Source organism: Chitinivorax tropicus (genome assembly GCF_014202905.1).
GTDB lineage: Bacteria > Pseudomonadota > Gammaproteobacteria > Burkholderiales > SCOH01 > Chitinivorax > Chitinivorax tropicus.
In genome coordinates this window covers 1-3,157 of the sequence record NZ_JACHHY010000060.1, presented here as the reverse complement: position 1 = coordinate 3,157, position 3,157 = coordinate 1, and the positions used below count along the sequence as shown (strand labels likewise).

The following is a 3,157-nucleotide window of genomic DNA, read 5'->3' as shown; positions in this document are numbered from 1 at the left end:
GCACCAGTTTGGCTTCCGGGTCGGTGGCCACGTCGCCGATGCGCTGGTTGTTGGCGTAGTAGTACCAGTGGCGGTATTGCTTGGGCGCCGTACTGTCTTTGAGCGACTCGGTGACATTGCGTTGCAGGATCTGGCCGTTGCTGGCGTTGACATAGCGTACCGTGCGCCCGCTTTCCTGGTCGATGTTGTGGATGATGTAGCCGTTGACGTCGTATTGCAGCTGTAGCCGGCCCAGTCGGCCTGACTGATTCTTGGCCGAGATCCAGATGTTCTTCTGCTTGGCGCTGTCCCACAGTTCGTAGTCATAGAGGGTGCTGTTCTGCCAGTCGGCATGTTTGCTGCCCCAGTCATTCCAGACTTCGATCTTGGCCAGCTCGCCTTTGTAGGCGGCGCGCTGGGTGTCGTTCGCTTCGCGCAGCGGGTTCTGCGCCTGGTTCGGGTCGGCGTAGAAGTACAGGCTGGTCTGATGCTTGGCCTGTTCGTTGGCGTCGCGCTTGTCATAGCGCACTTCACGCAGGGTGCGGTTGTCCCGGTCATAGCTGGTGTGCACCACTTTGCCGTTGTGGTGGTCGAGGTAGCTGAGGGTGCGGCCCAGTTTGTCCAGCACGCGTTGTGCCTGCAGCTGGCCGTCGTAGTGGGTGGTCTCCAGGAAGCCATCGGCCCGGTAGCCATACACTTCCCGCTTCCGGTCCTTTTCGCTGTAGGCGGCCACCCGCTGTCCTTGTGCGTCATAGGCCAGCTGCACGCCCAGTTGCGTATTGCCCCAGCCGGTTGGCGGTGGCGATGTCGCCCGGCTGCCCATTGCCGACGAGATGAAAACGTACGTCGGACGCAGGAATGGAACAGTGGCAAATCAATTACACTGACCCAATCGATGAAGTCTGCTTCCAGCTCCCATCAAGCATCTAATGAAGGTGCTCAATATCAATAGGATCAAAATCCCGTAGTACTTTTTGATATAGCACTCCATGAGGTGGTCCAGAACGGTCTCGCTCTTCAATTACATCAGCTGCTATTTCATTGAAGTCCACCCCTGCCATTTTTGAATAGTGAAATAGGATGGAAAGCACCGATCTAACATGCATCGTCGGAAAGTTGCCCCCTATATACGTCGAGCATAATATTAAATGCTTTAAGAGTTCCTTCGAGGCAGTAAAGCCAACAAGTGGAGATTTATCATCAATATAATCAACAAGTAATCCACTGGCAAACAGTGAGGTAGACAGTATCTGCTCAAGAGATTTTTGGTCATGAATTGCCGATGAAAAAGACGACAATTTAGCCAGTACCAATTTAAAGTCCCGCCAAGCGAGGCCGTAGTCGCTATTTGTCTCTCGGCGCTCAATGTCCGCCAAATAAACATCCTTTCCTAAGCTCATATACTTGATAGCAGAGAAATCATAAAAGCTTGGACCTTTCTCCATCTTTTTCAGCCTAGATATAGCACCAATCAGGGATTCATTGCTTTTCACTTAATTTCTCCTTATCTCTCACCAGGGATAAACCAACCAGAATTTGTTTTTTTCAGATTGGGCCCTGGGACGGAGTTTTCGATTAGAACGCGACGCGTCGCAACGTCCATTCCCTGTTCTTTCCAGAATCTAGCACTAGCTCGTAAGTTACTGTAATTGACGAATGGCAACTCTTCTGGCACGAACGAATAACCATGGGCAGTTAGTAAGTCCACTTCGCGGCGAAGAGCCGGTGCAGTTCGCAGTACGTTATCATCAAAAATATCGGATACCACACGGAAGGAGGCACCACGTTCAAGGTGCCCAAGCATCCATGAATCATTCACTTGAAGCTGCCATGGATCGGCATGTAAGTAGGTATATCCATGTGGAGTATTATCGAAGAATGACCTCATATCACCAGTCTTCCATGATCCTATTACTGGGATATCCCTGGAATTCAATGCTCCTTGATACTGCTCCCATCCAGAGCGAGCATCAAACGTCGGATTGATTTTACTTTTTGGGGATATTGCATTTTCAACAGTAAACCAACCTTCAGTATTCTTTACAAATTGATCGAAAGTAGTTGCCTTTATCCGACCATACTGTTGTGGTGCCAGAAGTGTACTCCGTGAAACAACCCCGCCCCCCAATTCTACCCCACCCGACACCCGCCCCAGTTTGAATTCCGGCGGCATCGCATACTGCACCAATCCCGTCTTGTACTGATAACGCTCAAACATCAACCCAGCCTGGGGGCCGAATTCGTTCAGCATCCACCGGCCTGCACCACTGGCCGCTTTGCCCACATTCATGCCGCCATATCTGGACAGCCCCCCGCCCAGCAGCAGGTTACCGATCAGATCGCCGCCCGCTTGTGCTGCATTCTGATTCTTGAGTAGCGGCTCAAGATTCCAGGCCTCTGAACGGGTATAGCCATCCACCATGTCCTGCGATACAAACGGCAACAGGCCCGCCAGTTGCGCATAACCGCTGCTTACCTGCTTGACGGTATTGATCGCCCCGTTGAACAGGTTGGGACCAAAGTTAACCACGCCATTCCGCAGCCCGGTCAGGCCATCGCCAGGGGACAGCAGGGCTGCGTCCAGCTGGCTGGATGTGCTGTGGCCAAACTGGTTGAGCCGGTCGCCCATGTCCGCCAGTACATATTGCAGCCCGCCCAGCAGGCCGCCGTTTGTGACGGCTTGATCCTTCCAGCTTTCATAGAAGGCATGGTCTGCCGCGCGCTCTGCTGCATAGGCGTGCTGAACGCTGTCGCGGAATGAGCGACTTGCTTCTTGCGAGGGCAGTCTTGACGCAATCACGTCGATGCGGTGGATGGGGACGCCATCCCGATCAATTGTGGTGTAGATGTTCTGCACACCACTCGGGTCTGACGCCCCACCCGACAGAATCTGCACCGGTGCGGCGCCGGTCGGCTGACCAATGCTGTCACCATAGGTGCGCGACCAGTCTTTGGCTTCCTGTACCGGGTCATAAGGTGCGTCTGTGTCGAGGTCCGCTGGATTGTGTCCCTCGATCCTTGTCAGCTTGCCACCCGCCATCTGGTCTTGGTAGTAGCTTACGTCGTTGCGGGGCAGGTTGGCCGGGTCGCGGTCGAATTCGAATGGGGCCTGTGCCAGCTGGTGGTTGCGGGTGGCCAGGCTGCGTTCGTCCTGCAGGTTGCCTTGGTTGCTGTACCG

The 3,157-nt window shown here is 53.9% G+C and carries 3 protein-coding genes; all 3 read right to left on the bottom strand.

The window, feature by feature from the left end; genetic code table 11:
• Positions 1 to 802, bottom strand: an 802-nt coding sequence (locus HNQ59_RS19165) for a hypothetical protein (RefSeq protein WP_184041994.1), incomplete at its 3' end; no start/stop codon positions are given.
• A 103-nt stretch (positions 803 to 905) separates the two neighbouring features.
• A complete protein-coding gene (locus HNQ59_RS19160; protein ID WP_184041993.1) occupies positions 906 to 1,472 on the bottom strand; it encodes a hypothetical protein in 567 nt (188 codons plus the stop codon).
• An 11-nt stretch (positions 1,473 to 1,483) separates the two neighbouring features.
• On the bottom strand, positions 1,484 to 3,019 hold the full coding sequence (locus tag HNQ59_RS19155; protein ID WP_184041992.1) for a hypothetical protein: 1,536 nt from the start codon (positions 3,017 to 3,019) through the stop codon (positions 1,484 to 1,486).
• Between the last annotated feature and the right edge of the window lie 138 nt (positions 3,020 to 3,157).